The sequence below is a fragment of the Pseudomonas putida genome (assembly GCF_028682635.1).
Lineage (GTDB): Bacteria > Pseudomonadota > Gammaproteobacteria > Pseudomonadales > Pseudomonadaceae > Aquipseudomonas > Aquipseudomonas putida_AE.
The window spans coordinates 1-357 of the sequence record NZ_JANHLK010000109.1 but is presented as its reverse complement, the minus strand read 5'-3'; the positions used below and the strand labels follow the sequence as shown (position 1 = coordinate 357).

Sequence of the window (357 nt, the reverse complement as noted above, 5' to 3'; positions counted from 1 at the left end):
ATCCATCAAAATAATCGGCGCCAGTGTCAGCTGGAGTTGGATTACCACGATGCCTTGTGCGTGGCGGCCGGGCGCCGGCTGATGCCGCCTTGTTGCAAGACCTTGCACATCAGCCTGTTCTTCGACGGCACCGGCAATAACCTCAATAACGACCTCTACCTGTCGGATCCCCGGCACCCTACCAACATTGCCCGGATGTTCCGCGCCAGCATTGGCGACGGCCATGCCGGCGGCACCGCCCACAGCACCGAGGCCAAGGGCTTGACCGATGCGGCAGGCACCGGCAATGGCCAGTACTTCAAGTACTACATGCCCGGTGTGGGCACGCCGTTTACCGAAGTCGGTGACCTCGACTAC

Annotated in this window: 1 pseudogene; it reads left to right on the top strand. The window is 61.3% G+C overall.

The window, feature by feature from the left end:
* A pseudogene (locus NPS56_RS31080) lies at positions 1 to 357 on the top strand (DUF2235 domain-containing protein); the annotation flags it as partial.